This is a genomic window from Niastella soli, assembly GCF_017742245.1.
Taxonomy (GTDB): domain Bacteria; phylum Bacteroidota; class Bacteroidia; order Chitinophagales; family Chitinophagaceae; genus Niastella; species Niastella soli.
In genome coordinates, this window is record NZ_JAGHKO010000004.1 from 605,059 (window position 1) to 620,950 (window position 15,892).

Annotated in this window: 16 protein-coding genes; 9 read left to right on the top strand and 7 right to left on the bottom strand. The window is 41.5% G+C overall.

Translation table 11 applies throughout. The annotated features are described in order from the left end of the window. Positions 1–683: 683 nt before the first annotated feature. Both J7I42_RS17410 and J7I42_RS17415 read left to right on the top strand, forming a co-directional pair. Entirely contained in the window at positions 684–1,196 is a 513-nt protein-coding gene (locus tag J7I42_RS17410; protein ID WP_209140115.1) for an RNA polymerase sigma factor, read from the top strand. After that, on the top strand, positions 1,186–1,752 hold the full coding sequence (locus tag J7I42_RS17415) for a hypothetical protein (RefSeq protein WP_209140116.1): 567 nt from the start codon (positions 1,186–1,188) through the stop codon (positions 1,750–1,752). The genes J7I42_RS17410 and J7I42_RS17415 overlap by 11 nt, the downstream gene beginning before the upstream one ends. 154 nt (positions 1,753–1,906) lie before the next feature. Here J7I42_RS17415 and J7I42_RS17420 read toward each other — a convergent pair whose 3' ends face one another. The 3 genes from J7I42_RS17420 to J7I42_RS17430 all read right to left on the bottom strand — a co-directional run bounded on the left by J7I42_RS17420 (position 1,907) and on the right by J7I42_RS17430 (position 3,686). Then, a complete protein-coding gene (locus tag J7I42_RS17420; protein WP_209140117.1) occupies positions 1,907–2,656 on the bottom strand; it encodes a hypothetical protein in 750 nt (249 codons plus the stop codon). Between the two features lie 138 nt (positions 2,657–2,794). Next, entirely contained in the window at positions 2,795–3,136 is a 342-nt protein-coding gene (locus tag J7I42_RS17425; RefSeq protein ID WP_209140118.1) for a hypothetical protein, read from the bottom strand. A gap of 112 nt (positions 3,137–3,248) precedes the next feature. Next, entirely contained in the window at positions 3,249–3,686 is a 438-nt protein-coding gene (locus J7I42_RS17430; protein ID WP_209140119.1) for a hypothetical protein, read from the bottom strand. Positions 3,687–3,916: 230 nt separating this feature from the next. On the opposite strand from J7I42_RS17430, the gene J7I42_RS17435 reads away from it, so the two are divergent. The 3 genes from J7I42_RS17435 (at position 3,917) to J7I42_RS17445 (ending at position 7,287) form a co-directional block, all read left to right on the top strand. Then, the gene (locus J7I42_RS17435) at positions 3,917–4,384 is read left to right on the top strand and encodes a pentapeptide repeat-containing protein (RefSeq protein ID WP_209140120.1); all 468 of its coding nucleotides are present in this window, start codon (positions 3,917–3,919) and stop codon (positions 4,382–4,384) included. A 118-nt stretch (positions 4,385–4,502) separates the two neighbouring features. Beyond that, positions 4,503–6,200: a T9SS type A sorting domain-containing protein gene (locus J7I42_RS17440; protein WP_209140121.1), complete on the top strand. Its 1,698-nt coding sequence runs from the start codon at positions 4,503–4,505 to the stop codon at positions 6,198–6,200. A gap of 223 nt (positions 6,201–6,423) precedes the next feature. Further along, positions 6,424–7,287 carry a hypothetical protein gene (locus J7I42_RS17445; protein WP_209140122.1) on the top strand — a complete coding sequence of 288 codons (864 nt, stop codon included), beginning with the start codon at positions 6,424–6,426 and terminating at the stop codon, positions 7,285–7,287. A gap of 212 nt (positions 7,288–7,499) precedes the next feature. Here J7I42_RS17445 and J7I42_RS35385 read toward each other — a convergent pair whose 3' ends face one another. After that, on the bottom strand, positions 7,500–7,625 hold the full coding sequence (locus J7I42_RS35385; protein ID WP_262898133.1) for a hypothetical protein: 126 nt from the start codon (positions 7,623–7,625) through the stop codon (positions 7,500–7,502). A 69-nt stretch (positions 7,626–7,694) separates the two neighbouring features. After that, a complete protein-coding gene (locus J7I42_RS17450) occupies positions 7,695–9,671 on the bottom strand; it encodes an FAD-dependent oxidoreductase (RefSeq protein WP_209140123.1) in 1,977 nt (658 codons plus the stop codon). Between the two features lie 335 nt (positions 9,672–10,006). On the opposite strand from J7I42_RS17450, the gene J7I42_RS17455 reads away from it, so the two are divergent. The 3 genes from J7I42_RS17455 (at position 10,007) to J7I42_RS17465 (ending at position 13,085) form a co-directional block, all read left to right on the top strand. Then, the gene (locus tag J7I42_RS17455) at positions 10,007–10,252 is read left to right on the top strand and encodes an FG-GAP repeat domain-containing protein (protein WP_209140124.1); all 246 of its coding nucleotides are present in this window, start codon (positions 10,007–10,009) and stop codon (positions 10,250–10,252) included. Positions 10,253–10,466: 214 nt separating this feature from the next. Next, on the top strand, positions 10,467–11,489 hold the full coding sequence (locus J7I42_RS17460) for an LLM class flavin-dependent oxidoreductase (protein WP_209140125.1): 1,023 nt from the start codon (positions 10,467–10,469) through the stop codon (positions 11,487–11,489). A 210-nt stretch (positions 11,490–11,699) separates the two neighbouring features. After that, entirely contained in the window at positions 11,700–13,085 is a 1,386-nt protein-coding gene (locus J7I42_RS17465; RefSeq protein ID WP_209140126.1) for an RtcB family protein, read from the top strand. A 659-nt stretch (positions 13,086–13,744) separates the two neighbouring features. Here J7I42_RS17465 and J7I42_RS17470 read toward each other — a convergent pair. Further along, positions 13,745–14,260, bottom strand: a complete 516-nt coding sequence (locus tag J7I42_RS17470) for a lipocalin-like domain-containing protein (RefSeq protein WP_209140127.1) — start codon at positions 14,258–14,260, stop codon at positions 13,745–13,747. Between the two features lie 100 nt (positions 14,261–14,360). Here J7I42_RS17470 and J7I42_RS17475 point away from each other — a divergent pair, with 100 nt between their 5' ends. Further along, on the top strand, positions 14,361–15,200 hold the full coding sequence (locus tag J7I42_RS17475; RefSeq protein WP_209140128.1) for an AraC family transcriptional regulator: 840 nt from the start codon (positions 14,361–14,363) through the stop codon (positions 15,198–15,200). 29 nt (positions 15,201–15,229) lie between these two features. On the opposite strand, the gene J7I42_RS17480 is transcribed toward J7I42_RS17475, so the two are convergent. Next, the gene (locus J7I42_RS17480) at positions 15,230–15,874 is read right to left on the bottom strand and encodes a glycohydrolase toxin TNT-related protein (protein WP_209140129.1); all 645 of its coding nucleotides are present in this window, start codon (positions 15,872–15,874) and stop codon (positions 15,230–15,232) included. Between the last annotated feature and the right edge of the window lie 18 nt (positions 15,875–15,892).

Genomic DNA, 15,892 nt, shown 5'->3' on the forward strand with positions numbered 1-15,892 from the left:
TCTGAGCCATTCTTACAAATTTGCATCCGCAAGCCATAGGTTTCTAGTAAAATAACCATGTTCAAAACCATGACTCAATTAAATTCTTCAAAAACTGGTCACGGATAAAGCAGGGTAAAATAAAAAGTCGAGCGCCCTTACCAGGTTTTGAAATAACACCGATAGAGCTGTAGTGTTGTTTTATAACAGCTAATGAAATAGTAGATGCTTATACAATTGCACTTGCAAATGGAGACATCGCTACAGCATGCCCCCACTTTCTATTATTGAGTTTTAAAATATCTATAACCTGTTGAAATCCTAATAACTCCTGTATTAACAGGTTCCGGGTAGAGCGCTTCGTTGCCTCCCCGTTCCCCCACAGACCCGTGCGAGCAGCTTTCCTGCACACAGTCACTCCATTTACAGTTTCGCTAAAAGTCGGCTGTGACAGATCCTAGGCTTCTCCAGTGGCCTCCATTCCTCCGTTAACTTTTTGATCTTTTCCCATGACCAAATGCGTTGTCTCTGGTAATATCCTGATAGTGCCGGCAGACTGCTGAACCAATTAATGAAATTGCTCATTTGTATATCTACTGCAATCAACTAATAGTTAAATTCTAATGCAATAAAATATGTAATTGCTTCCCGTTCCTGTAAGAAATCATTCCTTTACCGGGACTAATAATAAAAAACTACGCCCAGTGACCGAACGGGAACACCAGCATATTTTTACAGAGTGGCTACACCAGTACAAAGGTCTCATCTTTAAAATAGTTCAGGCCTATGGATATACACCTATGGACCGGGAAGACTTATTCCAGGAAATTACTATTCAGGTTTGGCGATCCATTCCAACTTTCAGGCAGGAATCAGCCATTTCTACCTGGATTTACCGTATAGCACTTAACACAGCGATCAGTTGGGTAAGCAAAGAGAAAAAATACAGGGATACCAATAATACGGTTGAAAACCTGCCGGATATTTTATTACAGCATCATAAACTGATTGATGAACGCATGATATGGCTTTATAAAACCATTCGTCAATTAGATGAAATTGATCGCTCTATTATCTTATTGCTACTGGATGGTTACAGTTACAAAGAAATGGCCGCCATACTGGGTATTACAGAAACGAATGTTGGTGTAAAAATTAATCGCATTAAAAAACAACTCATAATTCATTCAAAAAAAATAAGTAAAAATGGAATTTGAAGAATTACAGAAAATTTGGGACACACAAAATATTCAGCCGCTGTTTGCTATCAACGAAAACGCATTGCACAAACGCATTGTCTCAAAAAAATACCAGGTCATTCATATTGCCCGTTTCAGTGAGTGGTTAACAATGATTGTAAATACCGCTGCAGGAGGCTTCATTTTGTGGAATAATCTTATTAAGCAGAACACCTTGTTTATGTACATTTTAGCAGCATGGATGTTTGGCAGCGCCTTGTATGTATTGATAAACCGCATTCGCAGGATAAGCGCACAAAAACGTTTTGACCGTTCAGTACTTGGTGACCTGAAATATGCCATTACTACAGCAAGCTACCAGGTTCGCCTTTCCATTATCATGCGTTGGAACATACTGCCTATTGGAATATTGATACTTTTAAGCTTTTGGGAAGCCGGAAAATCAGTTTGGATAATGTTGGGAGCGTTTCTCTTTTTTATGATTGTTTTTTTTTCAAGCGGATGGGAGCATAATATATATAAAGCCAAAAAGCAGGAACTGGAATTACTTTTGAAGAAATTGCAGCAGGAATAAAGTGGCTACGTCTAGGCAGGCTTTGGGGGTCTGAAATATTCTCGTTAAAAGTTAGTCAATATGTTCATATTGCAGGTACCAGTAAATAAAGCATTTTTTTACGAAGCCTTTGAAAAGGCAAACGAGAACATCCCAAATAGGATTCCAACTTTTATTAGAATATTCCTCTACCAAGAGTAAAACAAAAAATAATAAACAAAATGAATATCGATATGATAACGATCTGGCTCGCCCGGAGTTCGTAATTGTTGACTTTTGTTTGTATACCTGGGATTATAAACATAACAGGTAGCGATCCAGACATTTCGAGCAACCCTTCAAATGCAGCGTGTATTCTATCGTATTTAAAAAATAAGCCGGCAATAGTTGCTGCAATTGCTGCAGCAAAGTAGGAGTAGACAATACTTTGTCTCAATGGGAATTCGGCAAAAACAAGCCCGATTCTATTGACATGCAACCAGATAATTTTTATGGAAAGCAAATAAGCGATAGTGCCGGCAATTACCAGAACAGGTTTTCCTATTGTTCCGATATTTAATTCTTTTATTGTATAAGTCCAGTCACCGGCTTTACTTAAGCCAGACTGCAATAAAGTACCCGAAAACCAGAATAGGTTATAAGCCATTATATTCAGCAGAAAAAGCGTGGAAAGAAGAGCATGACTTTTTCTTTTTTTAAGAAAAGCATGTATTAATAAACCAAATAATAAATTAGTTATTGGGCCGCCGATATCTGTAAGAAAACTACCGGGATTACTTTTAAAACAGACAGAAGTTATGAGATCAACCTTGTTCCTAATTATCAGACAGGTACCACCATGTCCTACTACTTCATGAAATATGTCTGCAAGTATATAAGCTGCTACTCCAACAGAAGATATAGCTATTATCCATTTAACTTTCACAGCCTTTATTTTTTATAACAATATAGTTGTTATCTTCCTGAGTATGGGAGCCAAAGTTAAGAACGTGTATTCTTACAACATTACTTAATTAATCTACATCTTTAAGTCTTTGAATTTCATTAAATCCTCCAAACGGAACTATAGGTAAAAGACTGCATAGATTCTGTAGAAAGTGTTTAATAAATTTTCGACTAAGCCTTCCATTTTATTAATGCCGTTTATTCTATGACACAGATCAGGTATGCAGGTAGTAACCAGCCCTGTTCTAAAGTTGCCTTCTCGCTGTATATCAACAAGACTTTCTAAAAACCTGTTCCGGGCAGAGCGGTTCGTTGCCTCCCCGCTCCCCCACAGACCCGTGCGAGCAGCTTTCCTGCACACGGTTCCTCCATTTACAGTTTCGCTAAAAGTCGGCTGTAATAGATTTTTGGTTTCATTAATGGCATCCATTCCTCCGCTAACTTTTTGATCTTTTCCCATGACCAAACGCGATTACCGCCACGATGGTTGAGCCAGTTGTGGAGTAATCGTTTAGTTTGGTAATAATACGAGTTTAGCCTCGCGATCGAAACTGCGGATGCATATTGTGCAGCTATTGTATGATAAAAATCCAACTGCCTCCTCTTCTCTTAAACGGCTTCCCCTTTCGTTGAAGGACAATCGTATCTGAACCGTTAATGATAAATGCCTGTCCCCAGGGCAGTGTTCTTACTGGCCAGCTACTTTCTACGATCACCTGATGCTTATTCTTTAATAAAAATGAGTAGCTTCTGTTTACCGTATCAATATTTTCCAGCGGTATAGCAAGTCCGTAGCGGTAAATGTCACGGGTACTGATCTCATGTTCCGTCAGCGTATGGTCGTATGCTTGCAGTGAATCTGTGGCAATAACGGGGCGATGACTGGCAGGATAAAGCACATGGATATTTTTGTCAGTTCCGGATTTATTATGGAGGACAACCTGGGCGGGAGAATAACAGGAATGAAATACTACCACTGCTACAGAAGAGAACCAGGTCCTGAATTTCATTGTTAAAGTCTTTATCTATAAATGAATGTACGAGCTATTTCGAATATATCAAAACCATAAGCACGGGCGGGAAAGTAGATTAAGGCACAATTGCCCCTTCAAAATGTCACTTTATCCCCTTTTGACTACTAAGAGAGCTGTTTACATTTACGAAACTAACAGCATGAAGTTGTTATTGTCAACGGCTTTTTGTTATGTATAATGAATTATATTAATCAAAAACTATTCTTATGGACATCCTTACCGTACACAACGCTACAAAAAAGATTGACGCAGTTGATTTTAATCTGGAAAATTCACGGTTCATTAATGGTTGTATGAGTAACAGCCATCTGGAAAATATGATGATGGCGGGTACTACTATAATTAATGTTAATGCCAGCAATATGAAAATTGCCAATGCCAACCTCAGCGACCTGGAAATAGAAGGCGCTCAATTGGGCGGAGCCTATATCCACAATATCGGGATGCCACCCCAAGATCATCCTATGCACGTGCCAAATATCACCATGCGTCCTGTACGTTTTGAGGACTGTGAATTGCATGGCAGCCAGTTTAACCACTGCAATTTGAGTAATGTGCGTATAACGAATTGCGATCTTAGCAGTATTGAGCTGATAAACTGCAATATCAAAGGAATGACTATTAATGGAATTGCAGTTGAGGATCTGCTCAACGCAATGGACAATCGGAAATAAGCATTTGCCAAGGCAAATAAATCGTGAATGGTTATTTATTTCCGCATTTCGTAACATCCAATTTCCTGAATGGCACAGTATTTCGGGTCTATCCCACCTTACTACTATTTGAAAAACTATGAAAGTGTCAATTCTACGGTTCCTCAACCTGCTGCTTTTTGTTGCAACATCGTTTTGTGCCAATGCTACTAATTATTATATAGACCCATCATCCTCCGGGAAAAACCTCGGCACCTACGATGATCCATGGCACGACATTAACGACATTCCGTGGACGATTAACTATTTTCAACCTGGTGATAATGTTTACTTCAGGCGCGGTCAACAATATACGGGGACCTTGTCTATCAACAGTAGTGGCAGAGATGGTGCACCCATTACGTTCATGCCATATGGTGAAGGTAGTGCGCCTCTGTTTAAATTCAATCCGGGCAACTTCCCCGATCCAATGATCTATAACCGTGTAATGATCCGGCTGAATCAATGTAACTACATCGTTATCGATGGTTTTGAAATGACCGACTATACTATCCCCGATTATGACCGTAGTGGTACTGCTAATGTAGGTTACGGGGTTTACATTTATAAAGGTCCTGGCGATGGCGGTTCTCATAATGTTATTAGGAACTGCACCATTTCACGATTAGGCGCCGGTGTTAATATAGATGGCGGTAGCGACAATACCATTACCAATTGCACCATCCGCAACCTGCGCATGATCATCAATACGCCTTATCAAATGTGGGACGATTTTGGAGCCGTAGGTATCGTGGTTGGCGGTTCTAACAATACCATTTCCCATAATCAAATTCACGAATGCTGGAGCAATAGCTACGATTTTAATCTCGACGGTGGTGCTATTGAAATGTATGGCGATGTTTCTGATAACAAAATATTATATAACACAGCCAGCGATAATATCGGTTTTATGGAATTTGGCAGCAGCTGGGGTGGTCATGCATTCAATAACCTCGTTGGCTATAACCTTCTTGTAAATAACGGGCATGTATGCTGGATCAATTCCACCAGTGTGTTTGCCCTAGATGTCCGCAACCTCCAATTGTTCAATAATAATATTGTTGAAACAAAATCGCCCCGCCTTCCCGATGTAAGGAATCTTATTGGCATTATGTCTACCCCCTGGGTGTCGAATGTGCTTACCATGAAGAATAATATTTTCTGGATCAACACTTCTTCTAATATCACCGATCCCAATTTTAAACCCTTTAATGGTCCGCAATTGATCCATCAGAGCAACATCTTTCATTTAAATGGTGGTGGCATTGGGTTTGAACCGGATTGGTCGGAACAAAACCTTCCTAAGGATGTAGAGGTGTTTGCAAATACTTATTCTTACGATCCGCTTACCTGGAATTACGATCTGCGGCCAACTGCTTGTGCTGTTAACTGGGGACAATGGACCGGCATTGTAAAAGACTTTTGGGGTAAAGATGTGCCTTACAGCGGTGTTCCTGATGTAGGTATTTCTGAGAGTAATTCCGGCCTTACGCCCGCCCGCATCTCAACGGCTTCAACCGGTTTGGTAAGAATTGAAAACCGGGACCAGGCAAGTAGCCTAACCCTTTCGCCCAATCCGGCCAAGAATTTTGTTTACCTGAAATTGACAGGCAATAATTTTATAAACAAGGAAGTAGTACTGGTGAATATGGCTGGCGCAGTACTTCAAAAACAGAAATTAAACAACGCAGGCAGCCAGGTACAGCTGAATGTTAGCATGCTGCCTAGCGGTTCATATGCAGTAAAGCTTACAGATACCCAAACCGGTGAATCGCAAAGCACAACATTTATAAAATAAGGTGTTAGGCTTTTAACGCAATCCGAGAATTGATAGATAAGAATAGAAGCAGGCCATCGGGTTTGCTTCTATTGGCTTCGTGAAAATCATACCTGGGATGATTATAGTGAATCCCCGTTTATATATCTTTCAATTAAATACATTAATCCATTTAGAAAGCGTTGGCCATTTGTAAAACGCTTTATATCTTGCCAGGCCGAAATTTATATCTAATCTTTACTATATGAACCGTTTGTTAAGTAGTTTGCCTGTTATCCTGTTTGCATTGTGCATCTTTTCCTGCAAAAAACCTAAAGATGACGCCAACGATACAGCTTCAGGCTCTACATTAGTATCAAAAGTGATGGTATGGGATGCCGCACAACCGCAAAAAGCCATTCAGATTATCGACTTTAAATATGACAGTCTAAACAGGGTAACCGAGATCGTCTATTCATCCGGCGATTCAGTAAATGGAGCCATAAATTCATATATTGTACGAACCAATAAATGCTTTTATAATGGTAATGGAACAAACCCTTATAAAACAATCGGCTTTAAACTTCCTTTAGGATATCCTTCCAGCGATGTGTACCATTATTATACCAATTCAGGTGTATTGGCAGCTGATTCAACAGGTACCTGGCGGACTTACACCGGCTACTATAAAAGAGAATTAGCCTGGTCTGCTGATAAAATTATAGCAACCCATAACAATACCTATTCTGGTTCTCTGCGGCAAACCAAAGACACGATGTTTATAGATGGCAATAATATAACGGGCTACAATACAACGCTGACCGGCAATATCGAAGAATATAAATTTAAATACGACAATAAAATAAATCCATTGGCGAATTTGAATATTGCCCTATTTACGGTTGTTGATGGAACGGATGGGATAGAAGGCTTTGTAGCGCCCGGCTATTGCAAAAACAACATAACTGAAAGCTTTAAAAAGTCAACCAAAATTTTGGTCAATGGTACCAGTACAAGTACTACAACAACGGCCTTTATGTATACATATAATAATAAAGGTTTACCCATAGAACGCCTGGTAAGCGCGGACAAATCGACTATTACAAAGTATTATTACAGGGAGAATTAATGCATGAATAATTTATTTTCAAGTCTGTAAATCATCATTGATTTACAGACTTTTTTTATTTTCTCATCAAATATCCCAGCCTCGTGCCCAATATTTATTATTCTCCCAACCAGTACAGAAAAAGCCCGCGTTCGCGGGCTGCGTACAATTATTCCACCGAAGGGATTGATTTAATATACCACTTCAGTACATTTTTCTATTGATTTTATTCCTTAATGAGCTTGTGCACCGGCACTTACACCATGATGTTTGGTACCTATGTGTGCACCGGCACTGCAGGAGCTAATGGAGACACCAATCACCATAAGCATAGCAACAATTATTGATAGCTTTTTCATATAGTATGCTTTGGTATATCTGAATAAAAAATTGTGCCGCCGTTGTTTTTGCACAGTTTGGTTGCTTCGCTACGGTACAAACAAAACAGCATCAGCCACTACGGCGCCATCCGCGTCTTCATTTGACACCTCTACATAAGCGTTGTTCCCCACCGGGAGTTCTGTGGTACCCAGCAGCACCCATTCACCGGAAGTCTGACCCTTCACTTCAAGGTCATTCTTATTGATCCTTTTATGAATAGATTTATTGCCATCGAAAAGGTGTACCTGCATTACTGTTGAAGCATCCCGCCTTTTGGGGCAATAGAAATACACATTGTACTTACCAGCCTTTGTAATAACTGGCGTAAAGCGGACTACAGCTGCCCCCTTGCTGGTATTGATCAATAAAGACGGCCCGTAGCCACCGGTGGCTTCTTTTTTCCATTCGCCGGTAACAACGGTCTGCGGATCATCATTATCGACCAGCACCTCAGGCGTACTATTGTCCGCCAGCGGGTTATTTTTCAAAGTAGTTTGCAACGTTTTTACGTCTACCTTCTGCACACTTGTTTTATGATCGACAGCCATACAGGAAGCCACGGCAGCCGATTGCGCCAATACCATAAACACGGGTTCCATGCGAATGGAGCCATAGGCCATATGGCTTGCGGAAAGACATACAGGCACCAACAGATTGGTACATTCCGAGGCCCGGGGTGTAATGGATCTATAAGACACCGGGTAGGGCTGTACGTCTCTTTGCTGTACATCTCCTTCGTTCTTTACCATGCCATTTACCACAAGCCGCTGACAATTATGCGAGTCCATGGTGTAGGCCGCCATACCAATCCCGTCGTCCACGACCTCTCTTGCCTGACAGTTAGCCTGGGTCATGATATAAGCGCCCAGCATACGCCTCGCTTCACGTATGTAAAGCTGTGGCGTCCAATGACCGGTGTTCTTATATTCGTCTTTGGGATAACCCCACTGAAGCATTTGTTTGCGCAGTTGTTCTGGCATACGCATATCATGCCCTATAAAATACAAAAGCCCCTTTGTGTACACTTCATGTTGCTTAATAATGCGGGCGCGCGTTGTATAATCACCGTCTGCATAATCATAATTCATTCCGATCATGTCGGTGGAAAAAGGGCCGTTGTTATTGATATCTGTTTTATGGTTGGGCATTAGGTCCATTTTTAGAATGCCGCCCAGGTCTTTAGCAGGCTGTACCGCCAGGTATCGAAGTAATAATTCATAGCGGGTGGAGTCATAGCCGACAGGTCGGGTAATTGGCAGCCGGTTGGCGGGGTCATTGCTTAGACAAATCCTGAAATTATATGCCTGTATTTTTTTATCACCGCTACCTATTTCAGCCAGCCGCCCGTTGTCTATGCCCCAAAGCAACCCACTTTCAGGTCTTCCAGGTTCCTTGTAAGGATCCACACCATCGGGAAACTGATGCTTGTCTTTCAACTGCACTCCGTTAACCGTTTCGTTGTATTGCGTGTTTGGTTCGCGGCCAGTGGTATAGCTTACACCAGCCGCAGCCATTAGGTCCCCTTCATAGGAGCAATCAATGTATTGTTTGGCGACAACGATAACAGAACCGGCACTCCCTGTTGAATTCTCTAATTCTATCGAACTGATGGCTGCACCCTTATGCTGCAGCTTCTTTAGTCTGTTACCATAAATTACCTGGCAGCCTGATCTTTTTATATAGTCCTGGAATATTGACTCGGCTACCTTAGGTTCGAATATCCATTGTTCAAAACGGCCATAATAACTGCCTACCCGCCGATAAAAATTCCGGGCCAGACCCGATACTACGTATTTATTGCCGATATCAGTAAAGCCTAACCCGCCCGACGATAACCCGCCCAGCCGGTAACCCGGTTCAACCAACAACACCCTTTTATGCAATTGTCGGGCAGTGTAAGCCGCGATCACACCGGCCGAAGTACCACCGTAGACACAAATATCAACTGTAATCACTATTCGCCGGGGGTGTGAGCCAGCTATGAAGGGAACAAAAAGTATTAGCAGAACAATCGTCTTTCTCATTGTAACACAATATAATCAATCGGTTATTATTTCATAAAATCTGTTGCGTTTGCACCGGTTGGTTATTTTTCCGTTTACACACTTGTCCTCAAAATCAGCACGATCATTTGCCAAAACAACACACTTATTACCGCTATTGCAATTGACGCCAGCAGGAAGTATCTTCGCCTACAAACCCCTAAAACGCTGTCTGCACTTACGCCATATGAAAGTTTTTTTTCTGATCTCTAACGAATCCGCCCCGGGAACTCATCGCGTTCACCGGTCATTATTTTGCCTGCTCATTACTTTATCTTTTTTTTCAATACAGTGCACCTATAGACTCCACTACCGGTTTGCATCCCAACGGTATTGCCATAGCGGATTTTGATAATGATGGTAAACCTGATGTGGCAACTGCCAATAATTACAGCATCAGTGGAGAACCGGCATCTGTTTCCTTACTAAGAAATACGGGTTCTGGCGGACTGTTATCATTTGCACCTCACCAGGAGATAAGAACAGGCATTCTGACGTATGCTATTGCTGCGGGTGACCTGGATGGCGATGGCATAAGATCTTATTGCCCGTTAATAACTTAAAGAATGGCCTGTATATGGCTATATTAAAACGAACAACAGGCGCTCCCGCACTGATCAGATTTATAAAACAGTAACCAATAACCAGCTATTACAGCCCAACTGAATCGATCGAGCATGCCTCTGGTAACTCCCCTGAGGCATGTAAGATGACCTAATTGCCGGCAATTATATAATACCTATTTTTGTGTGGCTATTTTACAATTGAAAGAGTTGTATGAAGAAAATAGGATTTTTATCATTCGGACATTGGTCCAATCGTACAGGCTATAAAACCCGTACGGCAAGTGACACCTTGCTGCAGTCCATTGACCTGGCCGTTGCAGCCGAAGAGATCGGTTTAGATGGTGCGTATTTCCGGGTGCATCATTTTGCTGCTCAGTTAGCCTCTCCATTTCCTTTGCTTTCGGCCATCGGCGCCAAAACAAGCAATATCGAAATTGGAACAGGTGTTATTGACATGCGTTATGAAAATCCCCTCTACATGGTGGAAGACGCCGGAGCCGCCGATTTGATTTCCGGCGGGCGATTACAATTGGGGATCAGCAGAGGTTCGCCGGAACAGGTGATCGATGGCTGGCGTTATTTTGGATACGAACCAGCTGAAGGAGAAAATGACACAGATATGGGGCGCCGAAAAGCACTGCAATTTTTGGATGCGCTCAAAGGTGTTGGATTTGCAAAACCTAACCCCTATCCAATGTTTCCTAATCCACCAGGCTTATTACGATTAGAACCCTACTCAGCGGGATTGCGGGAACGCATCTGGTGGGGAGCCGCTTCTAATGCCACCGCTATTTGGGCAGCAGAAAACGGGATGCACCTGCAAAGTTCAACCCTGAAGTTCGACGAAAGCGGCAAACCGTTCCATGTACAGCAGGCAGAACAGATCAGGTTGTACAAAGAAGCCTGGAAAAAAGCGGGGCACCAGCGTGAGCCAAGGGTTTCGGTAAGCCGGTCTATCTTTGCATTGGTAAACGATCAGGACAGGTACTTTTTTGGGCAGGAAACCAGCAAAGCAGACCAAATTGGCATTCTTGAAAATGACAGGCGCGCTATTTTCGGAAGAAGCTATGCCGCAGAACCAGAGCAGCTCATCAGGGAGCTGGCTCAGGATGAAGCCATCCAGGAAGCCGATACGCTTCTTTTGACAATACCTAACACGTTAGGAGTTGAATACAACATTCACGTTCTGTCTTCTATTTTGAAATATGTTGCACCCGGATTAGGCTGGCGTTAAATGCTACATCCGGCAAAATATAATGAAGCCGCCCCAATACATCGGAGCGGCTTCATTTTTATAATATTCTCCTTTCGACTGAAACCTGAAATTATTTTCATACTACGCAGATCCGCTGCGCAGATCGATCTCATCTTGCAGTCACAATAACATGGATATGCCGAGGCAAGTATTTAGAGATAAAGATATCCCTGTAATAAAACAAACAAAATGATAACAGGAAAAGAACTGATCGAATTGGGTTACAGACCTTCAACATGGTTTAAAGAAGCAATTGTATATGCGAATCAAAATAACCTGGAAGGTGAGGCACTTGCTTCATATATAAAAACCATTGCACCGGAAACCATTGAGCCATTCAGGGAACCGTTACCTTTTTACAAGAACATTAAAGCTGAAACGGAAGCCGAAATTTCAAATGTTCAGGAGGTTTTTGACACCATGAATGTGCTAATGAAGACCCCAACATTGGTAAAAGGCGTTGTAATGCCTGATGCATGCCCTACCGGGGAAGTTGGCCAAATTCCTGTAGGAGGAGTGGTAGCCGCAAAAAACGCTATCCACCCGGCTATGCATAGTGCAGACATTTGTTGTTCTGTAATGATGACTAATTTCGGCAACATATCTCCTAAAGAGGTTTTAGATAAAGCGCATTCCGTTACGCATTTTGGTGGCGGCGGACGGCCGGAATTCTCCGAACTGCCAAAAGACCTGGAAGAGCGAATTGCAGCAAACAAATTCTTTAACAATCAGGCGAGTTTGAATTTAGCAAAATCTCATTTAGGAACTCAAGGCGATGGCAACCACTTTTTATTCGTAGGTATCTCAAAACAAACCGGCGAAACGATGATGGTAACCCATCATGGAAGCCGTGGCTTTGGAGCCAACCTTTATACCCAGGGAATGAAAGTGGCTGAAATGTTTAGAAAAGATATTTCACCCCGAACGCTTCCTAAAAATGCCTGGATACCTTATGATACCAATGAAGGTAAATCATACTGGGAGGCGTTACAAATAGTAAGAGACTGGACAAAATTGAATCATACCACTCTTCACAATGCCACCCTTGAAAAGTTAAAAATGGATCTGGTGGACAGGTTCTGGAATGAACACAATTTTGTATTTAAGGACGAAGACCTGTTTTATCATGCCAAAGGTGCCACGCCGCTGGATGACAAATTTGTTCCTGATAGCAAAAATGGCTTGCGCCTGATCCCTTTAAATATGAGCATGCCTGTTTTGATCGTAAAGGGACAAACGACTGAAAACAACCTGGGTTTTGCACCACACGGTGCGGGCAGAAACGTGAGTAGAAAAGCTCACAAAAGGACAAAAGCCGACAAAACCATTGAACAGGTCTTTGCAGAAGAAACGCGGGGACTTGATATTAGGTTTTTCTCCAACAACATAGATATCTCTGAATTACCAAGTGCTTATAAAGATGCCCATTCGGTAAAACGCCAAATGCAGGAATTCGGACTTGGTGAAGTGGTAGATGAGATCATGCCTTATGGTTGTATTATGGCAGGAGACTGGGAAATCGACGCACCCTGGCGAAAAAAATTTAAAGACCGTTCAGCTCCCAACAAAAGATAAAAAGCCTTGAAATTCATTAAAGAAATGAGTTTCAGGGCTTTTCCGCTCCTGGTCAGATCTATTACAGACTTAGCTGAATATTAGCGTATATACGCTCCAGATCCCACCGGAATACCACCGAAATCGCACCAAAATGCCATAGCCTATGGCATTCTTATGGCATTCCTATGGGATTCCTATGGCATTCTTAGGCGGGAAATGGCTTGTTGGAGTATATCTGGAGTGAATCTCAACAGGACTTAACTACACTTTGAATAGGGGGTCTACTGCACACTAACCTGGCTTTGACATAATTATACACCGGTATCGGTAGTACTTAAACGATAATATGCTTTAAAATGCCCGCAACCGCACAAGCAGGCGGATAGACCCCAATGACAAAATAAGCGCCAGAATAGCCCCTTATGGCGCCGGAGAGGCATGAAGGCAAGGTTTACCAGGGGCTCAAAAACCTATCGCCAAAATGTAATCTCAAGTGTCTGTCTTAACGCATGCTTATCTAATTTAATGCGTTGGAATACTTTTCGCAACCAGGAAACCTGAGTTTTTTTGCCAGCTGATGGCAACTGTCTTGCCGGTCTTATTGCAAATGTATTACTATCGTCTGTTGTTGTAGTGTTGTTTGTATACATAACTGTAACTTGTATAGTAAAAGTTAGCTATCCCTTTATTCTTCGCCAGGCGACTTCTGCAATTACTTTTTGCCCGCCCTGTGTCGTATGCGTCACCACATACTTTATTTCATTGCCCGTGTATGTATAAAAACGTTCCTGCTCAGTACCCTCCCAATTTGGATAAAAAGCATGCTCAATAATAAATGAAATGGAATTTTTCTTCTCATCAACTTTATACTTTCCAAAATGTGAATTACTGCCTTGTACTAATGCAGTACTTTCTTCCGGGGTGCATTTATTTTTGTCGCCTGATGCAATTTTTGGCCGTTCGGCTTTCAGTATTTGAATAGCATAATTGCCTTTTTCATCAAACATCAACAGCCCTTGAGGATTTTCCCCGTAAGGATAGTCCCTGCTGCTATCGGGATGAATATTAACAACAGAGACCAATGCCCACGTTCCAATTAACTTTTTTTGTAACGATCTTGCAGGGTTGCTTTGTTGTGCATGCAACATACAGGTGGCCCCTGACAGCAACAGTAAAACGATTATTTTCTTCATATTTGACAACTTAATTTTTAATAACTCTTCCCTGCAATATTATACAGATTAATTAAGTACCTTTCTGTACATTTTTTCACTTATTCTGTAAATTTCCTTCATGAAACCGGAGAACATATACGTGCCATTTGAAGTGGAGTATAAAGAATTACACAGCTATCCTCAATCAAAACGAAGCAGGAACTTCTTTGAGCTGATCTATGTGGTGGATGGCACCGGCGTTCAATATATAAACAAACTAAGATTTAATTACCGCAAGGGGAACTTATTCCTTATTACACCACAAGACATCCATTCCTTTGAAATAGCCAATGTGTCTAACTTCTTTTTTATTCGCTTTAGTGAATATTATGTAAAGACATTTATTTCAAAAGATAAAGATGCAGTAAAGCGGATGGAATATATACTTCAAAATGCCAGCCATCGTCCAGGTTGTATTTTGAAAAACAAGGCAGACAAGCCATTTATTGCATCGCTTATAGAAAGCCTTATTCGGGAGAACACCAATCAGCAAATTTATTTCAACAAGATCATTGAACAGGTAGTAAACACGGTCATTACCATTGTGGCAAGAAATATTGCCTTAAAGCTCCCCAAAAATATAAAAGAAAATACCGGCGAGCCGGTGCTTGAAATATTGCACTATATACAGCAAAACGTTTTTGAACCTGGCAAATTGAGAGCAGAAATAATAAGCAGGCATTTCGATATCTCGTTAGCTTATCTGGGGCGTTATTTCAAGAAGCAAACAGGAGAAACGTTGCAGCAATATATCTCCAACTACAAAATGCGCCTGGTGGAATCCAAGCTTTTACACAGCGACATGAGAATTAACGAGATCGTGTATGAATTTGACTTTACCGACGAAAGCCATTTAAACCGCTCCTTTAAAAAATATAAGGGAATAAGTCCAACCGAGTTTAGAAAATTAAATAGCTAAAACCGTAACCCGGTTGGGTATTACTTCAATTAAAAGTCATAATTCTTTTTCTCCAAAATACTAATTCCGCCCATGCAATATGCAACGCCAATGGGAATAGGCTTTCCTTTATGATAGAAGCTGTGGCCCTGAAATGGGGTGATGCTATCGTCAATCAGGAAAAAATACCGATCCTGGTTTGTCAGGATATCCAGGTTGTCTGTTGTTAATGCTACCGGCTCCACATATTCAACCACACCCAGTTTATATAGCTCCGGAATTGTTATTTTTTGTCCATTCACAACACATGCGTATTTGTCGCCCAATCCCGGCATTCCGAACCAGGGCATGGCCTGCCCAACCTGTAAAGAAATATTAGAGGTATCACCTACAAATACGAAATTCCTACTTGCAAAGGTCTCAAAAACCGGCGGCAGGGATTTTTTGGGAAATGGTTCTTCGGCCTTCCAAAAAAACAGGACCTTATTTTGCCACTCCTGGTCGTTAGGATCTTCGCAAACTAAATTATCCGTCCAATAGTGCATATAAAGCTGTGTGGCCATTAATGGAATAGTCGATTGAGTGAGCCGCTCTCTTTGTTCATTCGTTACCTTTCTAATAAAGCCATACCCTAAATCATTATCAATAGTTTTCTCCGCTTCCTTTTTTCCAAATAGTTTGTCGAAAATTCCCATGTTTATATTTTAATTATC